Raw genomic sequence first — 25,962 nt, 5'->3', positions numbered from 1 at the left:
CCAAACTGACCGTAAAACCCACCACATAATTAAATGTTCTGGTATTGACCCTGGTCCGCACCGGGACACATGCTGATTTGTTTGGATAATAGAAACTGCACCGCCGCCGTATGGGAAAATTTTGCCTGTGCGGCGGTTTTTCCGTGTCCGGCATTTCCGCAGCCTTGGCACTGATCCGGTTTAAAAGAGTCATAGAACTGCAGGGCTATATTCATTAATTCCCTAAAGGTCATAAAAAGACAGTCAAAAAGCCAATGACTATTTTCTCCCTGCATATTACAATAACCTGTATAAGGAAATCAAACACCCCGCCGCAGGCAGCGGCCATCAAGCATGAAGCAGTAATAGGAGAAAAAACACATGAAGCTGACAAATTTAAAAGTGAATCATCTGAAGAACCCGCTGGGCTTTTGCGTAAAAAACCCGTCCTTTTCCTTCCAGGTGGAGGAAAGCACCGGCAGGCATCTGAAATCGGCCAGAATCAGGGTATCCAGGACGGAGGATATGACCGATCTGGTATATGACAGCGGAGAGAGGACGGATATTTCCTCCCTTTCCTTTATCCCTGAACAGGAATTTGAGGGCGGCATCCGTTATTATTGGGATGTTTGCGCAGAGGCGGATAACGGGGATACCGGCATCAGCAGTGTTGCCTGGTTTGAAGGCGGCTGCGGGGAAGAGGAATGGAGCGCGGACTGGATTGCTTCCCCTCTGGATAAGAAAATCCAGCCGGTGATGTACCGTGAATTCACACTGGACGCCCCGGTATCTGAGGTTGCCTGCGCCAGGCTTTACATAACAGGGCTGGGCGTATATGAAGCCGGCCTGAATGGGGAAAAGGCCGGTGTGGAATATCTGGCGCCTTTTTACAACGATTACCGTTTCTGGATACAGTACCAGACCTATGATGTGACACAGCTGCTTTGCCCGGGAGAAAATGTGCTTTCCGTCATTCTTGGGGACGGCTGGTACAAGGGCAGGTTCAGTTACCTGGATGAAGCGAGGGTGACGGAAATTTACGGCGATAAATTCCTTGCCGCCGCACAGCTTCTGATTACCTACAAGGACGGCTCACAGCAGAAAATAACAACGGATGAAAACTGGAAATGCCTTCCGTCGCCGGTTCTTTTTTCCAATATTTATGACGGTGAAGTCTATGATGCCAACAGGGATTTCCGGGACTGCTCCGGCAAAATCTGCGCCTGCGCGAAGGAAGAGGCCATGCCCGTCAGCAGGGCATCCGCGCCGAAAGCGAAGCTGACCGAGCGCCTGAGCGTTCCGGTGACCATCCATGAGAGGCTGCGTCCCGTCAGCCTCCTTATGACGCCGGCAGGGGAACAGGTTTTGGATTTCGGTCAGGAAATCACAGGCTGGGTGGAATTTGACTGTAAAGCGGAAAAAGGGACCCGGATTTATCTTCAATACGGGGAAATCCTGCAGGATGGCAATTTCTACAGGGACAACCTGCGCACCGCAAAAGCGGAATTCACCTACATTTCCGACGGCAGCAGCGCCCATGTGCGCCCGCATTTCACCTTCTATGGCTTCCGTTATGTGAAGGTGACCGGAATGACGCTTACCCGGGAAAATCTGGACAGCTTTGCCTTTGAGGCCTGCGCGGTTTATTCTGATTTGGAAAGAACAGGCCGGATCACCACAGCGAATGAAAAGGTGAACCGCCTGATAGAAAATACGCTTTGGGGACAGAAGGGAAACTTCCTGGATGTGCCTACAGACTGCCCGCAGCGTGATGAAAGGCTGGGCTGGACCGGAGATGCCCAGGTGTTCTGCCAGACGGCGTCCTATCATATGGATACGGCGGCTTTTTACCGGAAATACCTGAAGGATATGCGTTATGAGCAGCGGATCAACCAGGGCGCTGTACCTTTTGTCGTGCCGGATGTCCTTTCCGTGGCCCGTGAAAACATGGGGCAGGAAGCGCCGGATATGACGGCAAATACCTGGGGAGAGGCCGGTTCCTGCGCCTGGGGCGATGCGGCGACGATCATCCCCTGGACCCTGTACCAGTTTTACGGGGATACGGGCCTGCTGGCTGAAACCTATGAAAATATGAAGCAATGGACAGATTTCATCATCCATATGGATGAGACTTACTGCGGCGGCGGAAGGCTGTGGCAGGTAGGCTTCCATTTCGCGGACTGGCTGGCGCTGGATAATCCGGATAAGGACAGCTGCTTCGGAAGAACCGATCCTTATTATGTGGCTTCGGTCTATTACCTGTATTCCTCCCTGCTGACCGCAAGAGCGGCAGCCGTGCTTGGCAAAAAGGAGGACGAAGCTTATTATGGCAGGATTGCGCAGGAGGTCAGGGACGCTATCCGCAAGGAATATATTACGCCGGGCGGAAGGGTGGCGATCGATACGCAGACGGCGCTGGTGCTGGCGATTTATTTTGACATCATCCCGGTAGAGTTTATGGAAAAAACAGCGTCCCGCCTGAAAAAAATGCTGCAGGAGAACGGAATGCATCTGAATACCGGTTTTGTGGGGACCGCTTATCTCTGCCAGGCGCTCACAAAGGCGGGGCTGGTAAAAGAGGCCTATACGCTGCTTCTACAGGAGGATTATCCCAGCTGGCTGTACGAGGTGAACATGGGAGCCACCACCGTCTGGGAGAGATGGAATTCCGTTCTGCCCGATGGGAAAATCAGCGGCACAGGCATGAACAGCCTGAACCATTACGCCTACGGGGCTGTTTCCGAATGGATTTACAGAAGCGTCTGCGGTATTGCGCCGGATGAAACGGCTGTCGGCTTTAAAAAGGCGGTCCTGGCGCCCTGCCCGGACAGGAGGCTGGGCTGGGTGAAGGGAGAATTTTCCTCTACGGCCGGTGTTTACGAAAGTGAATGGGCATATGAAGAAGATGGCATCCGCTGCCAGGTCCGTATCCCCTTTGACTGCACCGCCCGGTTTATTGTGCCGGATGGAATGGTTCTGAAGGCTGTGGATGGCGCTGAGCCGGAAGCGCAGAAGGCACTTTCCCTGGAAAACGTGAAGTCCCTTACCCTGGAGGCGGGAAGCTATCAGCTTCTTATGCAGGAAGCTTAGAGCCTGTAATTCAGAGCCTGCAGCTTAGAGCCTGCGGCCGATTGACATCAGGCAAAAAGGAACCTATACTAACTGATATGGAATGGTTCATACAGCTGGAAAAATTTAGCCGCTGGCCATAGGAATCAATAGCGGCAGCAGGCGGCCGGCAAGAGTCTGGTTATCCGGGCTGTTATGATGCCGGCTACAAACAGGAAACGGGGGATTTTTGCATGCTTGACAAAGTATATGTGGTACATTTCAGTCCGGCGGGAAATACCAGGAAAGCCGCTCTGATGCTGGCCGGAGAGCTGGCGGTGCAGGTGGAGGAATATGATCTGACGCTCCCCTTGGGGGAACGGCGCAGCTTTGCACCATCGGATGTGGTGATTGCGGCGGGGCCGGTTTACGGCGGCCGGCTTCCCGGTGTGATGGCTGAAAGGCTTTCCCGTGTGCAGGGAAACGGCGCCTGGTTCATTTCCCTTGCGGTATATGGGAACCGGGCTTATGAGGATGCCCTTGCAGAGCTGGATGACAGGATGGAGCAGCAGGGCTTTTCCAGGCTGGCTTCAGCGGCTCTCGTTGCACAGCATTCCATCGTAACACAGCTGGCGGCAGGACGGCCGGATGGGCAGGACCGCAGGGAAATCGCCGAATTTGCCGGTGAGATTTTACATAAGCTGAAGACCCTGGCCGAAGGGAACAGGCCGGAGGAAAAAGCGACGCCGGGGAACCGTCCCTATAAAAGCTGGAAGCCCATGCAGGCCGTCCCTCAGATAGCAAAGGACTGTATCCGGTGCGGTCTCTGCGCACAAAAATGTCCCGTGGAAGCCATACCCGCCGGAGATCCGACGCAGACAGATCCGTCAAAATGTATTCTGTGCATGCGGTGCATTACCATTTGCCCGGAAAAAGCGAGAACTCTCCCTGCGCCGGTAACGGAGATGCTCAGCCAGAAGCTGGCGCCGTTCCTTTCTGTGAGAGGAAAAAACGAATGGTTTTTGTAAATGGCGGAAAAAAGTAACGGTTCAGACAAGCCTGCGCATTTGCTGCGCGGGCCGTACGGGTTCGTGGTGGCCGGGCATCCGGTCCATCGCGGGGAAAGGAGCAGGAAATGAATGAAACACTGAAGGTATTGACGGAGCGCAGAAGCGTGCGTTCCTATAAGGACGCGCAGGTGCCGGAAGAAACACTGCAGCAGATTCTTACGGCGGGAGAATATGCCCCCAGCGGCATGGGAATGCAGCCGGTGGTGATGGCGGTGGTACAGGATAAGGAAACTATCCGGCAGCTGTCCCGCATGAATGCGGCGGTGATGGGAAATGACAGCGATCCTTTTTACGGTGCGCCGACGGTGGTGGTGGTTTTTGCAGACAGCCGCAGGGGAACCTGTGTGGAGGATGGAAGCCTTGTAATGGGCAACCTGATGAATGCCGCTTTCTCCCTGGGTGTTGACTCCTGTTGGATCCACCGGGCCAGAGAGGTTTTCCAGACGGAGGAAGGAAAAGCCCTTATGAAAAAATGGGGACTTGGCGAAGAATATATCGGCATCGGAAACTGCATCCTGGGTTATGGCGACAAACCGCTTCCTCAGGCGAAACCGAGAAAAGAAGGCTTTGTCATCCGGGCATAACAGCGGGGATGCAAAGCAAGTATATGAATCTGTGAAGGAAACGCGGGCTGCCGGCGATGGGCAGCCCGTTTTTTTGCGTACCCGGAGGGCGCAGCTAAGATAAACTGATGTCAAAGGCAAACCGCATATCTTCTTCAAACCACTGTTTAAAATTGGTTCCCCACCGGTTGTTGTACAAAAGGAAAAAGAAGCCCTGGGAAAGCTCAGGCATGCTGTTGTCCGGCTGGTACAGCTTTTTACCGCCCAAAGACACAAGCGGCGCATCCGTCGGGGTGATATGGATCCTGCTGTCTGAGCCAGTATAGGACAGGTCCTGCACAACATGCAGCTGCCGGTTTCCGTTGGAAACCACATTGGAGGGGGAAAGGGCCGCGCCGCTTTTAACCATCTGCCAGCAGGAGGGATTTTCCACCTCCGGACGTATGCCAAGCCACAATGCTTCCGGGCTTCGCAGCGCATCCTTATCCTTCCAGAACAGTTCCAGATGGATATTTCCCTCGGTGAACCTGTATACGGCCATGGCCTCCCTGGGGCAGCCATACTGCTCGCTGGCCTCCGGAGGAAATATAAGGAAGATATACAGCTGTCCTCCGCTTACATGGATGGAAGCGGGGAAAGGACGGCAGGTACGATGTTGGATTTCAGGATGGTAGCGAAGTCCCGGTTTTCCGAAGTCAGGCTCCGCCCAGTGGAAGTTCTCCCCCAAATCCCGGCCGTATTCAAAATAACAGTCATCCACTTCCTTTCCGCCAAAGGTTTCATATTCCAGCAGACCGATGGCGCCAGACATTTCCCGTTTTTGTCCGTTGGCGCTGAAGGAAATATGCGTCAGCTCCCCGCAGGCGCCAACGGTTACCGTACAGGGGCCGGCCTGAAGGGGCGTATAGGCGCGGCAGGGCACGGCACAATCGGGCAGCGTCGGATAGGAGAAGGAAAAGGAAGCCTGCGCTTCTTTTTTCAACGCATCAGGCAGCGCCCCCAGGGCGCGGGTGATGTAGTCCCTCTGTTCCTGATGGGAGCTTTCAAACAGGGAATAGGAGGAGCACTGTCCGCCGCGGACCTTTTTGTAATCCTCCAGTTCGGGGAGCAGCGCCTGGAAGATATGCTGGTTCTGCGGAGAAAAAAGCGCGTAGGAGGTGATATCCTTTTTCCGGGCTTCGGCAAAGGCCTTCTTTTCCCAGTTGGTGAAATCAAGCAGGAATTTCTTGGTATCCATCCCCCAGGTGTGTTCGCAGATCAACAGGAGATTTTCCATCAGCGTATCATAGGCCGGGCTTTCCTGTGGAAGCCGGCCCTCAGCCAGCCATTTTTCCTTCAGGAGAAGCAGGCGTCTGTACCAGGATACCTTCAGGGGATCGCTGGCGGCGCCGTGAATCCAGGTATCGCCGATTTCCGCTTCCAGGACGGGCAGGCTGTCCCTCACCTGCCGGATTTCCTCCGCGAATTCATCAAGAGTGCCCGCTTCGATATGTGCCTGGGGATACTGCGCTGCCAGCCGGGCATACAGATGCTCCAGCTCTTCGGGAGAGGGCGGGGCGGAATTGTCATGGGCATGATAGAAAACGAGCGCGGCTCCATTTTCCAGTAGGGTGACATTCCCATATTCCGCGGCATAGTTAACTGTGATTTCTTTGCCGCCAAAACGCCAGCGAAACAGGGAGGGGACGGAGGGCACCCGGGAAGAGGCATTTACCCCGATATGGAGGAATTCAATCCCTGCGTCGGAAAGCGCGGGAACCAGGCCTATGGTATGTCCCGGAACGTCCGTCATTTTGGCAGCCAGCGTGGTGACGCCGAAACGGCGGTCAAGCGCCTGTGAAATGGAAAGATCATAATCCAGCAGCCGTCTGTCCATCAGCTCGGTATGGGTGGTGCAGGCCAGCCCGTGCCAGCGGATGAAGCCGGCGCGGATGGCCTGTTCCAGCCGGGCGCAGGCATCCGGTTTTGCATGCTCCAGATAATAGCGTATGAGGTAGGAGCCTACCGTCCAGACGAATTTTTTCTGCGCCCCGGTATTGACACGGAAAGCCAGCTCCACCGCTGCAGGGATAAAATCATCACAGTACCGGCGGAGCACGTCTTCCGCCAGCCCTGTAAAACCGATGTCCAGGTGGGTTTTAAATACCACAATAACCTTTTTTGCAGTAATATCCATATTTTAAGTAATTCCTCTCTTTTTTCAGCCAAAATAAACAGGATTGCTCAGCAGGGCCTTCATAGGGGGAAGGCCGGGCGCATAGCTGCGGTAAAGCTCCAGCCGGAGGAACAGCGCATCCGGATAATTACGCTTCAGCATCAGCTGTACCGCGCCCTTCGGCGCATTCAGGATTTCTGTATCCTTCTCTGTAATCAGGCGGATTTCATCCCCGGCCTGCAGGCCGGTAAAAAGAAGGGAAACCTCAGAGCCGCGGACAGCAAAATCCCCGAAGGAGGCGGCATTTCCATCCATGCCCTCGGCCTGCAGGTCGGCCATCGGCCCGGAGGGCAGATAGGAAATAAAGCCGTTTCCCCGTCGGAGCGCCTGCAGCAGGTCTTGCGGGGAACGGGAGGGCGCATACAGACAATGGCAGGGCATGGCAAGACTGCCCAGCAGTCCGGGGCGATGGTAATCGCTGCCTCCGGTGACCGGAATCCGCCGGCCGGCACACAGCTGGGCATGCCACCAGCCCGCCGCCCTTTCATTCCGTTCGGACATGACGCCATTCCACACCTCCAGGCCGTCAAAGGGAAGGGCAAAGCCCCATTCCCATGGTACCAGAGGGCAGAAAGGATGGTTGATGACACGGAAAGCGCCGCGTTCCCCCGCCTCCCGGAAAAGTGCATCCGTTTCTTCCGGGGAGCCTGTGAAATAAGGACGCAGGAAAGCCCTTTTTACGCCGAGAAAACCGGCATGTCCCTTGTAATGCGTCCATTCGGTGCCGGGAAGAAGCGTAATGTCATCGCAGTCGGGCAGATTTTCGTTCTGTGCGTTGTTATTGTGGTCTGTGAAAAAAAGATAGTCCAGCCCCATGCGTTTTGCCAGCCCCGCAGCCTCTTCCGGCGTCAGGATACCGTCCGATGCGGTGGTATGCACATGGGTATCGCCTTTAAAAAGCCGGCGCTTTTTTTCCGTAAATTCCAGCGTATATTCAACGGTGACCCCTTCTGCGGGCACATGATAGGCGCCGGCGATGATATGCCAGGTCCCTTCCGGCAGTTCACCGGAAAGAAAACCGGCGCTGCTTCCCAGCGGGGACAGCCAGACGTGGTTTCTGTCGGAACCGGAGGCCCCGGCCATGGTTCCATCCGGCAGCATGACGGCCAAATCAATGGTACAGGGTTCGCCGGAAATGCAGTAATCCCCTTCGCTGCTGACCGGAGACGACGGATAGCGGTAACGGATGTCTATCCTTTCCGTATTTTTTTCCACCTGAAAGGGGACTTTGATGTATCCGCGTTCCTGGGATTTGTCCAGGGTAAGGGTGAGATGCTTTATTTTATCCATAATGTTTTATTCTCCTGTTGATATTTTCCATTGGGATTGTCTGCTTCTGCTGCCGGGAATGTGGCGTCTCGGGAAAATCAGCGGCTTTACGGCGCAGCTCCTCGAAAGGAGCGCTGCCCCAGGAAACCGGTATAAAGCCTTCTTTTTCTACCAGACGGGCAAGTCGTCCGCTTTTGAGAAAATAATATTCCCATTCCCGCTTCCGCCACTGGGGCGTGCGCGCCAGAAGCCGTCCGTCCGGGACGGAGGGGTGGAGGAATACTTCGGTAATGCCTGCGGGAGCAATTCTTAACTGCTCCTCATAATAACGGCAGAGCGCTTCGTAATCTCTGATTTTTTCCACAGGATAAGGATTGGTGATGAAATCGTCGGGCAGAGCCACCCCCATACGCTCCGCCAGAAATACAATTCCCGAATGGGCCAGTGTGACTGCCGGAGACACCCTTCCTGCAAACTGCCTCTCCAGGAAGGCGGTTGTACGTGCAAAACGGAAGGGCAGTCCGTATTTCCGGCACAGCCTGAATGCATTTATGAAAAAAAGCCTTCCATTAATCCCATACAGGGTTCCGCCATGGCTGTCCGCATGATCAGGAATGCATCCTGCAGCAGCCATGCGCAGATATTGCGCTTCCAACTCTCTTGTAATATCGCTGGAAGCCGCGCGCTTTGCCGCAGCGCCTCCGTCCGCAGGCAGAAACCCGTTGTCCGTAAGAAAACCGTGCTTTCCCTGTAAGGATGCGGCAGGCCAAAGCTCCTCCTTCCACTCGGAAAAAAGTGTCCAGTGCACGCCGGCAGGAAGCTTCTGCTGTGCCGCCAGGGCACTGGCCTTAGCCGCCCTGGGCGCAGGACTGAGAATGGAAGAAGAGGTGATGGCCCCTAGCCGGAAAAGCTCCTGCACCGCCTGGTTCATGCTTTCACACAGGCCAAAGTCGTCCGCATTGATGATCAGATACCGTTCGTTCATTGTCTGAATTGTCCTTTCGGATATTACTTTTTCGCTTCCCGGGTTTCCGGCTGTTTATGCGAAGCCTGGGAAGGCGCTTCCGGGAATTTGAGGAAACGGGAGCACACAACGCACAAAAGCATGGCGCACAGCGGGAATACCACCATCAGAAAACGGGCGGCGTCATGGGGCCTTGCCCCCGGCATGTCGCCGCTTTCAAAACCATAAAGCCAGCCCACCAAAAGAAAGGCAAAGCTTGTAAAAAATCCGCTCAGCCGGTTCATAAAGCCCATGGCGCTGGCATAGGTGCCCTCACGCCGCAGCCCGTTCTTCCGGGTATCCTCATCCATAATGCGGGCGCCCACCAAATCCATGGTGGTGATGGCGCCGGAGTAGCCGAAGCCGAGCAGGCAGGAAGCGGCGAGCGCCGGCACAAAACCGGACACAAAATAGAGCGGGATAAAAGACAGCGCAAGCGCGATGAGCGCCGTACGCCATATGGGCATTAAAGAACGTTTTTTTACAAAGAAAGCCCAGACCGATACCCCGGCCATGGCAAACAGAAGCACCACGCCAAGGAGCATGGTATTTGCCATGCTGTCCAGCCCCAGCGTATATTTAACATAAAAAGGGACCGCCGACATCACCAGCGCCATGGCAGCGCTGTAAAAAGCATTGGTCAGCCCGAAAATCCAGAATTTGGGGTTGGTGAGAAGATCCCGCAGGGTGGAAAGCAGACGTGGTTTTTCCAGTTCTTCCTCCTGTGCGGTTTCATGGCAGCCGAAAGTGCAGTAGAGAATAACGGAAACGGCTAAAAGCCCGTAAATCACACTGGTCAGGCCGTAACCCAGGGCATCCGTTACTATAGGCGTGAGTGCGATGCTGATTACCATGGCGAGCAGCTGGAAGGCCTGGCGCATGGCGTTGGATTTGGCACGCTCTGCATCGGAACGGAAAAGCTCCGGGAAAAGCGCTCCATAATTGGCATTGATGAGGGAATCCAGCGTACCGGTGAGTATGTACATCAGCAGCATATAGGAAAAAATTCCGCTTCCGCTTAAGAAAGCCGGGATATTGAAAAAGGCAATGAAGCAAAGCGCCAGCAGCGGCGCGCCGATAACAAGCCAGGGCCTGCGCCGTCCCCAGCGTGTCCGTGTCCTGTCGGAAAGAAAGCCGTACACCGGATTATCAATGGCATCCACAAAGGTATACAGGAACAGCACCATGGAAAACTGCGCTGTGGTAACGCCGTGCCCGATAACATAAAATGCGGCGGCATAGGTTTTAAACATATTGATGGGGATGGATGTGCCGAACATGCCGACAGCATAACGGAAGGGACTGGTTTTCCTGGTAGTGTTCATGGGTAGCCTCCTTTGGCTGGGATAATTTTAAGTAAAGGGTGGTTGTCTTGCCGCCATTTTCGACAGAAATGGTGTAAGACCTGCTTTAAAGGTAGCATAGGGGTATTTGTTTGTAAATCGGACTGATTTTTTTCTCTGATTCTGCTAAAAAGCGGAAGGGATTACTGGGGAATGTGACATGAAAAAGAGGAGTAAAGTATATTTTTCTTGTTGTATATATGGCTGTATTTGTAATAAAATATATTTTATTGAGGATGAATGAAATGGAAGATTGATGGAGCATTAAGGTATGCGTGTTTGCATATTAGGCATTCAGGTTTAGCGGTGAAGGGATGTTATAAAGAAAATGGGAAAAGTATTTTTATATCAGAAGGTATATGAGGAGTTGCTGGAGCGTATCCAGAACGGAACCTATCCGCCTGGTGAAAAACTGCCTGCCGACGATGAACTGTGCAGAGAGTTTTCGGTCAGTGCAATAACAGTGAAGAAAGCGCTGGAAATGCTGGCGGAAAGCGGATGTGTGAAAAGAGTGCCGGGGAATGGCAGCTTTGTGAGAAAACAGGAGAAGGCGGGAGGGGAAAAGGGCGGTAAGGATCATTTGCTGGGATTGGTACTGGAGCATGTATCAACACCCTTCGGGCTGGAAATGATGTACCGCATGGATTGTCTCGCCAAAAAGACAGGATACAGCCTGATTGTCAGATTTTCCTATGGAGACAGGGAGAGGGAAACGGAGGAGATCCATTTTCTTATGTCGCTTCATGTGGACGGCATGATAATCATGCCCTGTCATGGAAAGAACTACAGTCCTGCTATCCTGCAGCTGTATCTGGATGATTTTCCTGTGGTTCTTATTGATAAGAAGATGAAGGGCATCCCGGTACCTTCGGTAAGAACTGACAATAAGGCGGCGACAGCTGCTTTGGTCAGGGCTTTGGCTGAGGACGGCTGCCGCCGGATAGCTCTGTTTACTACGGAGGATACCGAAGCGATTTCAGTTCAGGAACGGCGGAATGGGTTTATTAATGAGATGGAACGTCTCGGCCTGACTGAAGCCGGAATCTGTGTGCTGCCGTCAGGCGGAGGGAAGGAGTCTCTCTTGGATAACCACCCCTGTCCGGAAGCAATTCAGGCGGCAGTATGGTTCCTGGAAAAGGGGAGAACGGAAATGGATGCCATAATTGCGGAGGAGTATGGCATTGTGCCTGCCATTACTGCCGCGGCGGGGAAAGTAGGGATCTCTCTGGATAAGGAAATCCGCCTGGCTTGTGTGGATGAAGATTATCTGGCGCCCTATGGGCCGGCCTTCCTGCATGTGAAGCAGGATGAGGCGGCGATTGCGGAGAAGGCGGTGGAGGTGCTGTTGGGGAGGATTGCTGGGGGACGAGATGATAATGAAGTTCTTATTCATGGAATATATAATCATATAAAGTCCAAGATGGATAAAAATTAACTGGATAATAAAGAAGATAGTTAAAAGTCATTCTGTCCCCAGCTTAAAATAAAGTTTATATTATTTTCAACGGATAGAAAAAAGTAATATAATTTTAATCAACTACCTTAACCCATGTTTGTTTAGCATCATTGTTAATTTCTTTACTTGAACTGGTGATTTCGGTATTTATAATTTTTTCAAATTGTTTTCTTTTCTCATCAGTATTTATGTTATCAAAAATTGAATTTGTCCCAATAGTATTGTTATTCCAGGCTTTATAATAGTAGTAACTTCCATTATAAAACATCAAAGGGGTGTTCATTTGTGCATTAGCTGCTGTACATGCAACAAAAAATGTATGCTTTTGTCCTGCAGAGTCAGTATAAAAACAAGGTTTCCATTTATATTTTTCTGGATTTGCTATATGGCCATCTAATATGTTTTTTTCATAACTATTAAGTTCTGAATAGGATGAATTAAAAAAGCTATCTTTTAATGCATCATGCGGATTGCTGAAAGGTTTCCCCTGGCCATACAGAGAGTTATCAGCTAAAATTTTTTGATATTCATTTATAGCATAATCCGTACGAGAGTCCATTGTAGTAGTGTTTTTACTGCCATCCATAATCTTAAAAACGGAAGAGTTATTTATATCATATACCACAGTAATATTGGAGGAAGTAGTATAAGACAGGTATGATACTTGTGCAGAGTTTATTGTGAACTTAATATCATTAATAAGACCTTTAACATCTGCATTAGTTAGTATTATATTTTTATTTTCATTAGTGCAAAATGTATCTGAGATAAACAGTTTTTTTGCGTATAACTCATATGATAAAGTCTGCGCCGCCGTAACCACCGTCCGACACTCCACAATCGCCTGCTGCTCTTTAGCCTTCTGTATGTACCTAAACATCCCTGGCACCAATATAGCCAGAAGAATCCCTATTATAACTATTACAACTATCATCTCAACAAGCGTAAACCCTTTATTTCTGTAATCCTTCTTCATAATAGGACTCCTTATTGATCAATATAATATAAGATCTTCCATATATTATGTTATTCTACAATATTCCACCCACAATAGCAATCAGCATAAATAAACAAGAATAAATCAAAAAAACAAGAGTAAACTGAAAAAAATTATTGACATCCTAATTAAATTTTGCTATGCTTTCAAATGTTTTGAAAATCAAAATATTTGAACTTAATTCTAAAATATACCATACTTTATATAACCCGATGACCTACACACAATTAAAACAGTAACATTAAATCAATAAAGCTGAAGATTTCCACCATTCGGCCCGTTTTTGATAATAGCGTATTTACGCGCAGACAGGAGTAAAAATGAGTATCCGTTTTATCTGTGATTCAACCTGCGACTATACAACAGAACAGGCAGCCAGGCTGGGCATCACCCTGGTTCCCCTTAAAGTACTTTTCGGAGAAAAAGAATATTTTGACGGTGTTGACATGAAACCGGAGGAATTTTATGATAAGCTTGCTTCAGCGGAGGAACTGCCCACGACAAGCCAGCCCTCTCCGGAAGCATTTTTGCAGTATTTCAGGGAGGCTAAAGAAGCGGGAGACGATGTGATATGCATCCTTCTTGCGAGCAAGCTTAGCGGTACCTGCCAGAGCGCGCTTATTGCCAGGGATATTGTGGAATATGACAGGATTTACATAATCGACAGCATGCAGGCAACGCTGGGGACACAGCTTTTGCTGGATCGCGCATTTGCCCTCAGAGAGGAAGGAAAGACAGCGGAGCAGATTGTTGAAATTCTTGAAAAAGAAAAAGAGAAGATCTGCATTTATCTGATTGTAGACACACTTCTTTATCTCCAGAAGGGAGGACGCCTGTCCACTACGGGCATGGTAGTGGGAAGCGCGCTTAACCTTAAGCCCATTCTGTCCGTGAGATACGGGGAAGTGCGTGTGGCCGGGCTTGCCAGGGGCCAGAAGAGCGCCTGGGACAAGGTGCTTAAAACAATTGAGAAAGACGGCGGGATGGACAAGACAAGAGGCTACAATCTTGGCTTTACAGGAAAAAAGGAATGTGTCAGCGGATTTGAGGCATTTATTAAGGAACATTTTGATGCGGAATACAAAAAGACAGTTCCGGTTGGTTCTGTAATCGGGGTGCATGTAGGTCCTGGAGCGAATGCGGTTGCCGTTTTCCTGAACTGATGCTGTCCGCAGAATGCCGGAGTGCATGAAAGGATGCAATATGGGAGATTTTACTTCAGCCGCCCTGCCATGGGTGGTGATAGGACTGGATATCGCAGATAAAAAGTAAATCTCTGTTGAAACCGTATATATTGCGAATGATGATAAAAAGGAGCCATGGCAGGAAAATTCCGCTGGAACGGAATTTTTGCTGAGGCTCCCTTTTTATATACTTCCGGCAGGCAGTTTAAATAAATGCTATATTACCTGAATCCGGAATGCCGTGGCGATTGGCGGTATGCTTGCCGTCTGAAAATTAGAGTGTGATATCTGCACCAGCTGTCCGGGGCGGAGAGCGCGCAGAGGGATTGGGAAACCGTTCCTGTTCAGAATAATTGTGGAATTTGTTATGACAAATACCATCTGTCTGTTTATATTGTTTTGCGAAACGGTGATCAACCGGTTATTATTTGCATCAATCCAGAGGATTCGTGCTGTTGTTACACTTGGCGGCGCAACGGGAGGCCGCGACGGGCGTTTTACAGTAATTGAAAATGCATTGCTCTGAGGCGGGATGCTTCTTGTCATACGGGGCGAAAAGGTGACATCGACCCGCATTCCCTCGCGCAGATCACAGAGACATATCGGCAGTCGGAAGGAATTCAGGATAACGGTATTGTTATTTACGTTAAGCTGCAGCTGGTCTGTCGTGGTAATTCCGCTCTGCCATGGGACGGAATAGGAGATAAGGATATATCCGGTGTTGTTATTTGAGAAAAAAACCTCATCAATAACAGCGTTGTCAATCCGGAGAACATTACCCAGGGATACGATGGAACCTAAATTATCAGTGGCCATATCTAACCTCTTGAGAGACAAAATAGTCTTTTTTATCATTATATGACTGAAAAACCGAGAGGTGCGTCCGTGCAGCGACATATCCGAAGCGTTACAAAACTTAATGTTTATTAAAAATTTATTTATTTTTACACTATTTTAATTAGGTTTCTTATGCCGGAAAGTTTCCTGTTATTGAGCATCGAAAAATCCTTGCTATTAAATATTCTCTATGCTATAATAAAGGCTGTGGGTAATGACAAAAAATTAACAATACCGTCAAAACCCAGTAAATTCGCAGTTTTTAATGAATATGGAGGAGAAAACATGGCAAAGAAAATCGTTTTGGCAGGTGCATGCCGTACAGCCATCGGTACAATGGGCGGGGCCTTAAGCACAACTCCGGCAGCGGAGCTGGGTGCTATCGTTATCAAGGAAGCTTTAAACAGAGCGGGAGTTGCTCCCGAAGCAGTTGATCAGGTATATATGGGATGTGTTATCCAGGCTGGCCTGGGACAGAACGTGGCACGTCAGGCATCTATCAAAGCTGGTTTGCCTATCGAAGTTCCGGCTGTTACCATGAACGTTGTATGCGGTTCCGGTCTGAACTGTGTGAACCAGGCTGCACAGATGATTCTTGCAGGAGATGCGGATATCGTTGTTGCAGGCGGTATGGAAAACATGTCCATGGCTCCTTATGCAATCCCTCAGGGACGTTACGGATATAGAATGGGCAACGCAACTATGGTTGATACTATGGTGAACGATGCTCTTACAGATGCATTCAATCAGTATCATATGGGCATCACTGCAGAAAATATCGCAGAGCAGTGGGGGCTGACCAGACAGCAGCTGGACGAGTTCGCTGCATGGAGCCAGCAGAAGACTGTTGCAGCTCAGGAAGCAGGAAAGTTTGATGATGAAATCGTTCCTGTAGAAGTTAAGAAGAAAAAAGAAACCATTATTTTCAATAAGGATGAAGGCCCTCGTCCGGGAACCACCGCAGAAGGCATTGCAAAGCTTCGTCCTGCATTCAAGAAAGACGGCGTCGTAACCGCTGCGAACTCTTCAGGAATCAATGACGGCGCGGCAGCAGTTGTGGTTATGAGCGAAGAAAAGGCAAAAGAGCTGGGCGTAACCCCTATGGCAACATGGGTAGCGGGAGCACTGGCAGGCGTGGATCCCACCATCATGGGAATCGGACCTGTTGCAGCAACCAGAAAGGTTATGGCTAAGACCGGAATGAACATCGATGATTTCGATCTGATTGAAGCCAATGAAGCTTTTGCCGCACAGTCTCTTGCTGTTGCACATGATCTTGGCATTAACAATGACAAGCTGAATGTAAACGGCGGTGCTATTGCGCTGGGACATCCCGTAGGAGCTTCCGGATGCCGTATTCTGGTTACTCTGCTTCACGAAATGGTTAAATCTGATGCTAAGAAGGGTCTTGCAACTCTGTGCATCGGCGGCGGCATGGGCTGCGCAACCATCGTAGAAAGAGACTGATATAGGCTTCTAAACTGAATGATTAGCGGACTTTGCGGTCTGCTAATCATTCGTTATGCACAGGGGTAGCTGAAAAATTCCCGTCATAAAAGACGGTGATATAGAAAGGATGAGTACTATGGAATACATTGTATATGAACAGAAGGGTTCCTACGCAGTTATCACCATCAGCCGTGAAAAAGCGCTGAACGCTCTGAATTCCCAGGTTCTTGATGAACTGAATGAAACTTTGGATGCTGTGAATCTGGAAGAGGTAAGATGTCTGATTCTGACAGGCGCAGGGGCAAAATCCTTCGTTGCAGGCGCGGATATCGGAGAAATGAGCACTCTGACCAAGGCGGAGGGCGAGGCCTTTGGTAAGAAGGGAAATGATGTTTTCCGTAAGCTGGAGACATTCCCGATTCCTGTTATTGCAGCTGTTAACGGCTTTGCACTGGGCGGCGGCTGTGAGATTTCCATGAGCTGTGATATCAGAATCTGTTCTGATAATGCAGTATTCGGACAGCCTGAGGTTGGCCTGGGAATCACACCTGGTTTCGGCGGCACACAGAGACTGGCACGTCTGGTTGGACCTGGAATGGCAAAGCAGATGATTTATACGGCAAGGAATATTAAGGCTGACGAGGCTCTGAGAATTGGTCTGGTGAATGCGGTTTATACGCAGGACGAGCTTATGGCTGCTGCTGAGAAGATGGCGGCGGGAATTGCCAAGAATGCGCCGATCGCTGTGAGAAACTGCAAGAAGGCTATTAATGATGGTCTGGACGCGGATATGGATGAGGCGATTGTAATCGAAGAGAAGCTGTTTGGCGACTGCTTCGAGAGCTATGACCAGAAGGAAGGAATGGCTGCTTTCCTGGAGAAGAGGAAAGTGGAGAAGTTTTTGAATAAGTAATTTCTTAGGGACTTAAGGGATTGGTTACCGGAAATCCGCCGGGAGGCTCAAGGCCTGCGGCCTTTCGCTGTGCGGCTTCGCCGCATGTGGGCCGGATTGTAAAAACTGGTCGGTGAGCAAGCTCACCGCTCAGCTTTTACAATCCGGTCCACGCCCGGCTCAACTAAAACATATCTTGTAGGAGGTTTAATCAGATGAAGGTTGGTATTATTGGTGCAGGTACAATGGGTTCTGGTATAGCGCAGGCTTTTGCTCAGACAGAAGGGTATGAAGTTTTTCTGTGTGATATCAATGAGGAATTCGCTGCAAACGGAAAGAACAGAATCGCTAAGAATCTGTCTAAGAGAGTGGCAAAGGGTAAAATGGAGCAGGCTGCTGCTGACGCTATCCTTGCTAAAATCACAACAGGTGTGAAGACTATCTGCACAGATTGTGATCTGGTTGTTGAAGCTGCTCTGGAGAATATGGAAATCAAGAAGCAGACTTTCAAAGAGCTGCAGGATATCTGCAAGAAGGACTGCATCTTCGCTACTAATACATCTTCCCTGTCCATTACCGAAATCGGCGCTGGCCTTGACAGACCCGTTATCGGAATGCATTTCTTCAATCCCGCTCCTGTTATGAAGCTGGTTGAGGTTATCGCAGGACTGAACACACCTGAAAGCGTAGTGGAAACAATTAAGGAAATCTCCGTAGCTATCGGCAAAACACCTGTACAGGTTAACGAAGCTGCAGGTTTCGTAGTAAACAGAATCCTTGTTCCGATGATCAACGAAGCTATCGGCATCTATGCTGAAGGCGTTGCTTCCGTAGAAGATATCGACACCGCTATGAAGCTGGGCGCTAATCATCCCATGGGACCTCTGGCTCTGGGCGATATGATTGGTCTGGATATCGTTCTGGCTATCATGGAAGTTCTGGAATCCGAAACAGGCGATCCGAAATACCGTCCTCATACACTGCTTAAGAAGATGGTTCGCGGCGGACAGCTTGGACAGAAGACCGGCAAGGGCTTCTATGACTACAGCAAGTAAAATATCCCGCAGCAGATTACGGAACGGCGGGCAAAAGGCGCAGTAAGCGGCAGGGCTTATCCCCTGCAGGCGGCCGCCGGAGCCGGGAATTCCTGACTCAGGCCCGCTGCTTTCGCAATAATAAAGATAAAAACGGAGGAGTAAATAATCATGGATTTTACTTTAAGCAAAGAGCATGAGATGGCAAGAACTCTTTTCAGAGAATTTGCAGAAAAAGAAGTAAAGCCTCTTGCACAGGAGGTTGACGAAACAGAGGAGTTCCCCAGGGCTACCGTTGAAAAAATGGCTAAGCTTGGTTTTCTGGGAATTCCGGTTCCGAAGGAATACGGCGGACAGGGCTGCGATCCTCTGACCTACGCTATGTGCGTGGAAGAGCTTTCCAAGGTATGCGGCACCACAGGTGTTATCGTATCCGCCCATACATCTCTGTGCTGCGATCCTATCATGACCTATGGTACGGAAGAGCAGAAGCAGAAATACCTGGTTCCCCTTGCAAAGGGTGAAAAACTGGGTGCATTCGGCCTGACAGAGCCCGGCGCAGGTACTGACGCACAGGGACAGCAGACCAAGGCTTATCTGGATGGAGATGAGTGGGTGCTTAACGGATCCAAGATTTTCATCACCAACGGTAAAGAAGCTGACGTTTATGTAATTTTCGCTGTTACAAGCGTTGTTGAAGATAAGAGAGGCAGAAAGAAAAAAATGATTTCTGCATTCATCGTGGAAAAAGGAACTCCCGGCTTCTCCTTTGGTACCAAAGAAAAGAAGATGGGTATCCGCGGTTCATCAACCTACGAACTGATTTTCACAGACTGCAGAATCCCGAAGGAAAACCTGCTGGGAGCAGAAGGCAAGGGCTTTGGTATCGCTATGCATACTCTGGACGGCGGACGTATCGGTATCGCTGCACAGGCTCTTGGGCTTGCTGAAGGCGCTCTTAACAATACCATCGCTTATGTAAAAGAAAGAAAACAGTTCGGCAGAGCAATCGGCGCTTTCCAGAACACCCAGTTCCAGCTTGCAGATATGGCTACCAAGGTTGAATGCGCCCAGCTGCTTGTTTACAAGGCTGCTATGGCAAAGGCTACCCAGTCCGTATATTCTGTGGAAGCTGCAAAAGCTAAGCTGTACGCTGCAGAGGTTGCAATGGAAGTTACAACCAAGGCTGTTCAGCTGCACGGCGGTTATGGATACACAAGAGAATATGATGTTGAGCGTATGATGCGCGATGCCAAGATTACCGAGATCTACGAAGGAACAAGCGAAGTTCAGAGAATGGTAATCTCCGGAGCACTGCTGAAATAAGCTGCGGCACGACTGTTATCTTAAGAAAATTATAAACAAGGAGAGAAAATACAATGAAAATTGTTGTTTGTATTAAGCAGGTACCTGATACAAAGGGCGGCGTTAAATTCAAACCCGATGGTACGCTTGACAGAGCTGCAATGCTTACGATCATGAATCCCGATGACAAGGCAGGTCTGGAAGCTGCACTGAGACTGAAAGATCAATACGGCGCAGAGGTTACCGTTATCACCATGGGTCTTCCCAAGGCAGAAGAGGTTCTCCGTGAAGCTATGGCTATGGGCGCTGACAACGGAATCCTGGTAACCGACAGAGTTCTGGGTGGCGCTGATACATGGGCTACCTCCCAGACAATCGCAGGCGCTATCCGCAATCTGGATTATGACCTGATTATTACAGGCCGTCAGGCTATCGATGGCGATACCGCACAGGTTGGACCTCAGATTTCCGAGCATCTGGGAATTCCGGTTATTTCCTATGCACAGAATATCAAAATCGAAGGCGAAAATGTTATCGTAGAGCGTCAGTTCGATGACAGATATCATGTCCTGAAAGCTAAAATGCCCTGCCTGATCACAGCTCTGGGCGAACTGAATGAGCCCCGTTATATGACACCCGGCGGAATCTTCGATGCATACAAGAAAGAAATCACCGTATGGGGAAGAGCAGATCTGAAGGATGTTGACGATTCCAACCTTGGTCTGAAGGGATCACCGACTCAGATCGCTAAGGCTTCTGATAAGGTAAGAAAGGGAGCAGGAGAGAAGTTTACCTTTGATACTCCTGATGAAGCAGCTTCCTTTATTACAGGAAAATTACAGGAAAAACACGTTATTTAATATTAATAGAAAAGTGTGGTGAATAAGGATGAATTTAGAAGAATATAAGGGAGTATTTGTCTTTGCACAGCAGGTTGATAACGTAGTAAGCGGAATCGCATTTGAACTGATTGGCAAAGGGAAAGAACTGGCAAAGGATTTAGGAACAGAAGTAACCGCAGTACTGATCGGTTATGAAGTAAAAGGACTGGCTGACGAGCTGGCTGCATATGGCGCTGATAGAGTAATCGTTGTTGACGATCCTGAACTGAAGGAATACAGAACAGAGCCTTATGCCCATGCACTTTCCTCTGTAATTGAAAAATATAAACCGGAAATCATGCTGGTAGGCGCTACCGCAATCGGCCGTGACCTTGGCCCCCGTGTTTCCGCAAGAATCCATACAGGTCTGACTGCAGACTGTACACAGCTGGATATCGGAGATTTCCCGTTAAATCCCGTTCCCGGACAGGAGCAGAAACATAATCAGTTGTTAATGACCCGTCCTGCATTCGGTGGAAATACCATCGCTACTATCGCCTGCCCGAACTTCCGTCCTCAGATGGCAACCGTTCGTCCTGGCGTTATGCAGAAGGCACCCAAGGTAGAAGGCGCTAAGGCTGTAGTGGAAGAGTTTAATCCCGGCTTTACCCCGGACAACAAATATGTTGAAATCATGGAAGTTGTTAAATCCGTAGTTGATACCGTTGATATTATGGATGCAAAAATCCTGGTATCCGGCGGCCGTGGAGTTGGCAGCCCGGAGAACTTCAAGATTCTGGATGACCTTGCAGAAGCTATCGGCGGAACAGTAAGCTGCTCCCGTGCAGTTGTGGACGCAGGCTGGAAGCCCAAGGATCTTCAGGTTGGACAGACCGGTAAAACCGTTCGCCCCAACGTATACTTTGCAATCGGTATCTCCGGAGCAATTCAGCATCTGGCAGGTATGGAAGAATCTGACATCATTGTTGCAATCAACAAGGATGAGACAGCTCCTATCTTTGACGTAGCTGATTACGGCATCGTTGGTGATCTGAATAAGATCGTTCCGATTCTTGCCGATAAGATCAGGGAAGCAAGAGCTGCAAAATAATGCGGTGAACAACAATCGCCGCCCTACGGTTCTGGTATCACACCAGTTTTGCCGTAGGGCGGCGGTTTTTTATACAAAAAATAATATTCTTTATTTTTCTTCTTATGTTTCTCTTGGCTGCCCCGCCTGCATGGATGTAAAGTATTCCGTTTATCCGAATGGCGTTCTCCGGAGTCCCTGTTTTCTATTTGTCAAATCATAATTTCACAGCTTCTTAGTTTCACGGCTTCATAGTTTCATTGCTCTATAGTTTCACAGCTTCTTAGTTTTATAGCTTCACAGCTTATAAAGTTCCGTTCTTTATCCGTTCAAGGAAATACATACTTTGTAATGTGTTCAAAACGGTTATTCTCCACATAATACACCGCCTGTTCTTTTGCAGAGTAAACAAAGGATACTCTGGTAGCCCATGCACCCTCCTGACGGACGGCATGAAGCAAAGTATATGCGTTGGATACCGAGAAATCATTTCCGCAGCAGTCTAATAACTGCAAAGCCCGTTCATACCGGTCATCACCCGGCACAATATAATTTTTTGTGCTTTCCGGATCTATCAGAGAATAATTCGTTATCAGGGAATATTTCTTATGTTCTTCCCGATATCCCAATCCCGGCTCGATTATCAAAACACGCCCATGGATATCTGACAGCAGCGCCTGCATAGTGGCGTCCGGCGCATAGGTAATCTTTTTATCCCTTACAAGCTGAAGCGCGTCATCAAATGTAATCTGTCCTTTAATAAATTCTTCCGTCAAATCTGCAATTGTCATGCAGTCCGGGCTGGCCTGGTATTCCCCGCCAGGATTGCCGTGCACGTAAAGCAGCGTACCGACATTCCCATTTTTATTAACCCCATGATAAGAATGATAGGTTCCATCCGGACGTAAGATTCCAATATAAAAACGTTCCTCATCCATAATCACCTTATGCTTCCATGCAGAGAGGTCAATATCAAAATTAAAGCCTGTAATCATATCATTTCCATGATAAACAAATCTGGTACACATAATTGTTTCCTTTCATAAAGCCTGAGTAAACACCTCATAAATTCATTATAGATTTCCCTTTTATTCTACGGTTATTGGAATATTTTTTCTATATACAGTATGCTACCGAACCAATATGTATAAAAAAAAGAGGCCGCGACTGGCAGCCTCCTTCAATTATTTTTGATATATGATTTTCCGGACAGTATATAAAGACAAACAGTATTTTTCAGTCAGACATTCAATGGAAACACCATTCCGATATTCCCTTTTGATTTGCTGATTACGTTGTTCCAGTTCCTGCCGATAGCCGGAAGCTTCTCCCCAACGTTTTTGCTGTTCCTGTTCTATTGGAATGTAGATGTAACCACCCTGAACATAGTTCTGCAGCTCTTTTACCAAAGTGTCCGGAAGAACAGATGTTGCGTTCAGATATTTCATGCAGGCTTCCTCCTTGATATTATAGTCAAGTTCCAAAAGCCAGCATTATTATTTTGCGACCATATCTACTCCATGCAACCGTCGCAATCTGCTGGCTTTGCATGGAGAAAAACTTTCTTCTTATTTTTTGTGTTGATACACATATAAACCCCTTCTTTCTTTATATACGGTTAAAAACTGATGTAGCTTTAGTGTAGCATATTCTTTATACCGTATCAACTAATCTCGGATTTTTGTGAGAACAGTAACCATATTTATTCATATATAAGATAATATATTATAAAACTAAAAAAAACCACCTATTTTTGCCAAAATTTGTGCTCTTTGTTTCTTTTGTATTATCTACTATAATTCAATAGTAAGTTGAATGCATTCACATTTTATGTCAGATATAATCGTGCCGTGAAGAAACGGCACATGATTCAGGAAGGAGACTTTTCCAATGAAAAAAGCTATTGCGATGTTGCTGGCGGGAGTTATGACGTTATCTCTGACAGCATGTTCAGGAAATACAGTATCTGAAACAAACTCCGGCACAGGAGAAAATAATGCGGCAGGAAGTACTGCGGCGGTACAGGAAAGCACTGCTTCGCAGGGAGGCGAAGGCGGTGAAGCGGAAAATGGTGAGGTAGTGGAAATTACTGTTCAATCCTGGCAGTATGCCCTGGGCAATTATAAGGGATTTACAGAGGATGATGAATTGACGCAGGCAATTGCAGATGAATTTAATGCCACCCATCCCGGTATACATGCAACTGTAAAAATCATGAGACAGGAAGATCATTATAACGCATTGAAGGTTGATTTTGCAGCAGGCAGTGCACCTGATGTAATTGGTATTGCGCCTGGCGCAGACTTGGAACAGTATAAATCGCAGCTGGCTCCTTTGGCAGATTATGCATCACAAGATTTGGGCGAGGACTGGCAGGATAAGTTTACAGAAGCTTCATTTACGACAATTAAACTGTCCGGTGATGAAATCTATGCATTTCCCAGTGCGATGAGCGCGGCAGGAACCGTCTGGTATAACAATAAACTGATGACAGAAAACGGCGTGGAATCTTTCCCTGCTACCTGGGAGGAACTGCAGACTGCGGCACAGACACTGCGTGGTGCAGGACAGATTCCGCTTATGTTCGGCGGAAAAGACAACTGGCAGAATTATGATATGTTCATTACCATTATGGCAACCATCAACAAGGATCTCTGTAACGGAATTTTTGCCCTGGAAAATGAATGGACGGAAAGCGATGTGGTTAAAGCCTTTGATTATTATCAGAAGCTGTTTACAGATGGAATTGTTCAGGACGGAGCCCTTTCTACAACTTTGTATAATGAAGGTTATTCCCAGTGGAAGGATGATGATGGAAATTCAACAATCCCGATGATATTTAATGGTTCCTGGGATATGGGCTCTCTGAAGGCAGAAAATTCCTTCTATGAAAATTTCTCTTCCAATGATATTAAAGTAGCAACCATGCCTTCTATTGAAGGAAAGCCTGGTGCAGTGCTGACAGCTCCCGACGTTGCCTGGGGTGTAAATGCCAACAGCGCTAATAAGGAAGCTGCATGGGAATTTGTAAAATGGCTTTGCTATGATATGCAGCAGGAAGTTGTAGACGGACTTGGCTTTTTCAGCGTATTGAAAGATGCTCCCAGTCCCACCGTGGATTTAACCGACGATTATAAAGCAGCTTATGATGTTATTTCCGCGGCTGCAGCATCGGACAATACGGTAGGCTTCCGCAGTTCTTTCTATACAAAGCTGAATGACGCGCTGTTTGATCAGCTGCAGCTGCTGGGAACCGGGGCTGCTACACCTGAAGAAGCAGCTGCTGCTATGGCTGAAGCGGCAGCAGGTATTTCCAAATAATAAGGCCGGTATCTTATTAATGCTCCGGACTGCCGCAAGGCGATAAGCGGGCGGCAGTCCTTTTTATGTCCTGCTATAACGGTTCAGGATCTTTACAGTTAACAGTAACATTTTGATAAGTTTAAACTACCGACGGTTCTATTTTCAGGAGGCCGGAATAAATGATTAATTTTAAAAACAGTAAGAAAATCGGTTTTTTCTGTGTACTGCCATTAGTGCTCTTTGTGCTGGTATACATGGTTTATCCGATTCTGTATAATGTAAAAATCAGTTTTTATGACTGGAACGGCATCGATCCGGATATGACCTTCATCGGCATTAAAAACTTTACCGATATCTTTAAAGACAAGGTTTTCCGTGTTGTTTTAAAAAATTTCCTGCTTTTTGCCCTGTTCACAGTAACAATACAGGCAGTGCTGGGCTTCCTTCTGGCGGATTTATTTCAGAAAAAATTTTTAGGAAGGGATGTTTCCAAGGCTGTTCTGTTCATGCCGGCCATCCTTTCATCTATTATTATCGGTCAGGTTTTTTACAGACTGCTGGATCCCAATATCGGATACCTGAAAAATATTCTCAGCTTTTTCGGAGTCAGCGCACCGCTTTCCAACCCGAAGCTGGCTATCTGGGCAATTATCATCGTTAATATATGGCAGTGGACGGGATATTCCATGACACTTTATTATGGTTCCATGGCAGGAATATCTGAAGACCTGTATGAGGCAGCAAGAATTGACGGTGCCTCCCATTTCCAGATTCTGAGAAAGATAACGCTGCCGTTGGTGCGCGGAACTACATATAATCTGACCATTATCGGAGTTATCGGCGCGTTGAAGCAGTACGATTTGGTTGCATCCCTTACAGGAGGCGGCCCTGCCAATTCCACACAAACTTTTGCGACCTATCTGTATGAAGCGGCATTTACAAATTATGAACAGGGGTATGCATCGGCTATTGCGGTGGTAATGTTCCTGATTGCAGGCATAATTACCGTCATACAGCTGCGGCTTTATAATTCTAAATCAATTTATTAGATCTGCGGCAGATATCTTGATGATTTGAAAGCGCGCCATAGCGCGCGGTTAGGAG

At 48.6% G+C, this 25,962-nt stretch carries 21 protein-coding genes; 13 read left to right on the top strand and 8 right to left on the bottom strand.

Annotated elements, in window-relative coordinates; translation table 11 throughout:
* The first annotated feature begins 360 nt into the window (after positions 1-360).
* From DXC51_RS15585 to DXC51_RS15575, 3 genes are all read left to right on the top strand, one after another.
* Positions 361-3,069: an alpha-L-rhamnosidase gene (locus tag DXC51_RS15585; protein ID WP_117544879.1), complete on the top strand. Its 2,709-nt coding sequence runs from the start codon at positions 361-363 to the stop codon at positions 3,067-3,069.
* Positions 3,070-3,281: 212 nt separating this feature from the next.
* Positions 3,282-4,055 carry an EFR1 family ferrodoxin gene (locus DXC51_RS15580; protein WP_117544878.1) on the top strand — a complete coding sequence of 258 codons (774 nt, stop codon included), beginning with the start codon at positions 3,282-3,284 and terminating at the stop codon, positions 4,053-4,055.
* Between the two features lie 107 nt (positions 4,056-4,162).
* The gene (locus DXC51_RS15575) at positions 4,163-4,681 is read left to right on the top strand and encodes a nitroreductase family protein (protein WP_025490313.1); all 519 of its coding nucleotides are present in this window, start codon (positions 4,163-4,165) and stop codon (positions 4,679-4,681) included.
* Positions 4,682-4,775: 94 nt separating this feature from the next.
* On the opposite strand, the gene DXC51_RS15570 is transcribed toward DXC51_RS15575, so the two are convergent.
* The 4 genes from DXC51_RS15570 to DXC51_RS15555 are packed head-to-tail and all read right to left on the bottom strand — an operon-like array spanning position 4,776 to position 10,472.
* Positions 4,776-6,836 carry a DUF5054 domain-containing protein gene (locus DXC51_RS15570; RefSeq protein WP_117544877.1) on the bottom strand — a complete coding sequence of 687 codons (2,061 nt, stop codon included), beginning with the start codon at positions 6,834-6,836 and terminating at the stop codon, positions 4,776-4,778.
* Positions 6,837-6,860: 24 nt separating this feature from the next.
* Complete coding sequence (locus DXC51_RS15565; RefSeq protein WP_117544876.1) at positions 6,861-8,165, bottom strand: CehA/McbA family metallohydrolase; 1,305 nt, start codon at positions 8,163-8,165, stop codon at positions 6,861-6,863.
* Positions 8,158-9,129, bottom strand: coding sequence for a polysaccharide deacetylase family protein (locus DXC51_RS15560; protein WP_117544875.1), 972 nt, complete (start codon positions 9,127-9,129; stop codon positions 8,158-8,160). The genes DXC51_RS15565 and DXC51_RS15560 overlap by 8 nt, the downstream gene beginning before the upstream one ends.
* Before the next feature lie 23 nt (positions 9,130-9,152).
* On the bottom strand, positions 9,153-10,472 hold the full coding sequence (locus DXC51_RS15555; protein ID WP_102289984.1) for an MFS transporter: 1,320 nt from the start codon (positions 10,470-10,472) through the stop codon (positions 9,153-9,155).
* Positions 10,473-10,818: 346 nt separating this feature from the next.
* Between DXC51_RS15555 and DXC51_RS15550 the strand changes: the two genes are divergently transcribed.
* Entirely contained in the window at positions 10,819-11,925 is a 1,107-nt protein-coding gene (locus tag DXC51_RS15550; RefSeq protein ID WP_117544874.1) for a GntR family transcriptional regulator, read from the top strand.
* A 94-nt stretch (positions 11,926-12,019) separates the two neighbouring features.
* Here DXC51_RS15550 and DXC51_RS15545 read toward each other — a convergent pair whose 3' ends face one another.
* Complete coding sequence (locus tag DXC51_RS15545; protein ID WP_117544873.1) at positions 12,020-12,922, bottom strand: prepilin-type N-terminal cleavage/methylation domain-containing protein; 903 nt, start codon at positions 12,920-12,922, stop codon at positions 12,020-12,022.
* A 341-nt stretch (positions 12,923-13,263) separates the two neighbouring features.
* Here DXC51_RS15545 and DXC51_RS15540 point away from each other — a divergent pair, with 341 nt between their 5' ends.
* On the top strand, positions 13,264-14,106 hold the full coding sequence (locus DXC51_RS15540; RefSeq protein ID WP_025490319.1) for a DegV family protein: 843 nt from the start codon (positions 13,264-13,266) through the stop codon (positions 14,104-14,106).
* A gap of 237 nt (positions 14,107-14,343) precedes the next feature.
* On the opposite strand, the gene DXC51_RS15535 is transcribed toward DXC51_RS15540, so the two are convergent.
* Complete coding sequence (locus DXC51_RS15535) at positions 14,344-14,943, bottom strand: hypothetical protein (RefSeq protein ID WP_117544872.1); 600 nt, start codon at positions 14,941-14,943, stop codon at positions 14,344-14,346.
* A 306-nt stretch (positions 14,944-15,249) separates the two neighbouring features.
* Here DXC51_RS15535 and DXC51_RS15530 point away from each other — a divergent pair, with 306 nt between their 5' ends.
* The 6 genes from DXC51_RS15530 (at position 15,250) to DXC51_RS15505 (ending at position 21,576) form a co-directional block, all read left to right on the top strand.
* Positions 15,250-16,431: an acetyl-CoA C-acetyltransferase gene (locus tag DXC51_RS15530; protein WP_025490321.1), complete on the top strand. Its 1,182-nt coding sequence runs from the start codon at positions 15,250-15,252 to the stop codon at positions 16,429-16,431.
* Between the two features lie 118 nt (positions 16,432-16,549).
* Positions 16,550-17,326, top strand: a complete 777-nt coding sequence (locus DXC51_RS15525) for an enoyl-CoA hydratase-related protein (RefSeq protein ID WP_025490322.1) — start codon at positions 16,550-16,552, stop codon at positions 17,324-17,326.
* A gap of 194 nt (positions 17,327-17,520) precedes the next feature.
* Entirely contained in the window at positions 17,521-18,360 is an 840-nt protein-coding gene (locus DXC51_RS15520) for a 3-hydroxybutyryl-CoA dehydrogenase (protein ID WP_117544871.1), read from the top strand.
* Between the two features lie 150 nt (positions 18,361-18,510).
* Positions 18,511-19,665, top strand: coding sequence for an acyl-CoA dehydrogenase (locus tag DXC51_RS15515; RefSeq protein ID WP_021640411.1), 1,155 nt, complete (start codon positions 18,511-18,513; stop codon positions 19,663-19,665).
* 53 nt (positions 19,666-19,718) lie between these two features.
* On the top strand, positions 19,719-20,504 hold the full coding sequence (locus tag DXC51_RS15510; protein WP_021640412.1) for an electron transfer flavoprotein subunit beta/FixA family protein: 786 nt from the start codon (positions 19,719-19,721) through the stop codon (positions 20,502-20,504).
* A gap of 28 nt (positions 20,505-20,532) precedes the next feature.
* Positions 20,533-21,576 carry an electron transfer flavoprotein subunit alpha/FixB family protein gene (locus DXC51_RS15505; protein WP_025490323.1) on the top strand — a complete coding sequence of 348 codons (1,044 nt, stop codon included), beginning with the start codon at positions 20,533-20,535 and terminating at the stop codon, positions 21,574-21,576.
* 308 nt (positions 21,577-21,884) lie between these two features.
* Here the strand turns inward: DXC51_RS15505 and DXC51_RS15500 are convergent, their stop codons facing one another.
* The gene (locus DXC51_RS15500) at positions 21,885-22,583 is read right to left on the bottom strand and encodes a conjugal transfer protein (RefSeq protein WP_117544870.1); all 699 of its coding nucleotides are present in this window, start codon (positions 22,581-22,583) and stop codon (positions 21,885-21,887) included.
* A gap of 156 nt (positions 22,584-22,739) precedes the next feature.
* Positions 22,740-23,003, bottom strand: a complete 264-nt coding sequence (locus DXC51_RS15495; RefSeq protein ID WP_025490325.1) for a CD3324 family protein — start codon at positions 23,001-23,003, stop codon at positions 22,740-22,742.
* Positions 23,004-23,445: 442 nt separating this feature from the next.
* Here DXC51_RS15495 and DXC51_RS15490 point away from each other — a divergent pair, with 442 nt between their 5' ends.
* Together DXC51_RS15490 and DXC51_RS15485 are read left to right on the top strand one after the other, a co-directional pair.
* A complete protein-coding gene (locus DXC51_RS15490; RefSeq protein WP_117544869.1) occupies positions 23,446-24,876 on the top strand; it encodes an ABC transporter substrate-binding protein in 1,431 nt (476 codons plus the stop codon).
* Between the two features lie 161 nt (positions 24,877-25,037).
* Positions 25,038-25,907, top strand: coding sequence for a carbohydrate ABC transporter permease (locus DXC51_RS15485; RefSeq protein ID WP_117544868.1), 870 nt, complete (start codon positions 25,038-25,040; stop codon positions 25,905-25,907).
* The last annotated feature ends 55 nt before the right edge of the window (positions 25,908-25,962 follow it).

It is taken from the genome of Eisenbergiella massiliensis (assembly GCF_003435485.1).
Note: the sequence above shows the minus strand (reverse complement) of the source record. Positions and strands in the feature narration are given on the sequence as shown.

Bases quoted from the DNA above. Each gene is read 5' to 3' on its own strand.
- DXC51_RS15585 (WP_117544879.1), top strand. From the start codon at position 361: ATGAAGCTGACAAATTTAAAAGTGAATCATCTGAAGAACCCGCTGGGC.
- DXC51_RS15580 (WP_117544878.1), top strand. From the start codon at position 3,282: ATGCTTGACAAAGTATATGTGGTACATTTCAGTCCGGCGGGAAATACC.
- DXC51_RS15575 (WP_025490313.1), top strand. From the start codon at position 4,163: ATGAATGAAACACTGAAGGTATTGACGGAGCGCAGAAGCGTGCGTTCC.
- DXC51_RS15570 (WP_117544877.1), bottom strand. From the start codon at position 6,836: ATGGATATTACTGCAAAAAAGGTTATTGTGGTATTTAAAACCCACCTG.
- DXC51_RS15565 (WP_117544876.1), bottom strand. From the start codon at position 8,165: ATGGATAAAATAAAGCATCTCACCCTTACCCTGGACAAATCCCAGGAA.
- DXC51_RS15560 (WP_117544875.1), bottom strand. From the start codon at position 9,129: ATGAACGAACGGTATCTGATCATCAATGCGGACGACTTTGGCCTGTGT.
- DXC51_RS15555 (WP_102289984.1), bottom strand. From the start codon at position 10,472: ATGAACACTACCAGGAAAACCAGTCCCTTCCGTTATGCTGTCGGCATG.
- DXC51_RS15550 (WP_117544874.1), top strand. From the start codon at position 10,819: ATGGGAAAAGTATTTTTATATCAGAAGGTATATGAGGAGTTGCTGGAG.
- DXC51_RS15545 (WP_117544873.1), bottom strand. From the start codon at position 12,922: ATGAAGAAGGATTACAGAAATAAAGGGTTTACGCTTGTTGAGATGATA.
- DXC51_RS15540 (WP_025490319.1), top strand. From the start codon at position 13,264: ATGAGTATCCGTTTTATCTGTGATTCAACCTGCGACTATACAACAGAA.
- DXC51_RS15535 (WP_117544872.1), bottom strand. From the start codon at position 14,943: ATGGCCACTGATAATTTAGGTTCCATCGTATCCCTGGGTAATGTTCTC.
- DXC51_RS15530 (WP_025490321.1), top strand. From the start codon at position 15,250: ATGGCAAAGAAAATCGTTTTGGCAGGTGCATGCCGTACAGCCATCGGT.
- DXC51_RS15525 (WP_025490322.1), top strand. From the start codon at position 16,550: ATGGAATACATTGTATATGAACAGAAGGGTTCCTACGCAGTTATCACC.
- DXC51_RS15520 (WP_117544871.1), top strand. From the start codon at position 17,521: ATGAAGGTTGGTATTATTGGTGCAGGTACAATGGGTTCTGGTATAGCG.
- DXC51_RS15515 (WP_021640411.1), top strand. From the start codon at position 18,511: ATGGATTTTACTTTAAGCAAAGAGCATGAGATGGCAAGAACTCTTTTC.
- DXC51_RS15510 (WP_021640412.1), top strand. From the start codon at position 19,719: ATGAAAATTGTTGTTTGTATTAAGCAGGTACCTGATACAAAGGGCGGC.
- DXC51_RS15505 (WP_025490323.1), top strand. From the start codon at position 20,533: ATGAATTTAGAAGAATATAAGGGAGTATTTGTCTTTGCACAGCAGGTT.
- DXC51_RS15500 (WP_117544870.1), bottom strand. From the start codon at position 22,583: ATGTGTACCAGATTTGTTTATCATGGAAATGATATGATTACAGGCTTT.
- DXC51_RS15495 (WP_025490325.1), bottom strand. From the start codon at position 23,003: ATGAAATATCTGAACGCAACATCTGTTCTTCCGGACACTTTGGTAAAA.
- DXC51_RS15490 (WP_117544869.1), top strand. From the start codon at position 23,446: ATGAAAAAAGCTATTGCGATGTTGCTGGCGGGAGTTATGACGTTATCT.
- DXC51_RS15485 (WP_117544868.1), top strand. From the start codon at position 25,038: ATGATTAATTTTAAAAACAGTAAGAAAATCGGTTTTTTCTGTGTACTG.